The organism is Pantoea sp. SIMBA_079 (assembly GCF_046940275.1).
Classification (GTDB): Bacteria; Pseudomonadota; Gammaproteobacteria; order Enterobacterales; family Enterobacteriaceae; genus Pantoea; species Pantoea borealis.
In genome coordinates this window covers 1-231 of the sequence record NZ_JAWRYR010000999.1, presented here as the reverse complement: position 1 = coordinate 231, position 231 = coordinate 1, and the positions used below count along the sequence as shown (strand labels likewise).

Genomic DNA, 231 nt, shown 5'->3' with positions numbered 1-231 from the left:
GGAGAAAGCTCTTGGGATTATTTAAGAGTTTGGCTTGTTCCAACATCTTTTGTTCCTACTGCAGGAACTCAGATTGCTGCGGGAGGAGGAAGAATCCAAGTTGGTGGTAACTTCAATCAACAAACGACTTGGCAGAATTATCTTAATACTACATTAAACTTAAGCAGTTTTGCAGGACAGACAATGCGTCTTGTATTCGAATGGAGAAATGATGGTAGTGGTGGTACACAA

Annotated in this window: 1 protein-coding gene; it reads left to right on the top strand. The window is 40.7% G+C overall.

Annotation, left to right across the window (positions count from 1 at the left end):
* The coding region (locus SB719_RS22925) for a hypothetical protein (protein ID WP_412160153.1) at positions 1-231 on the top strand (231 nt) is incomplete at both ends.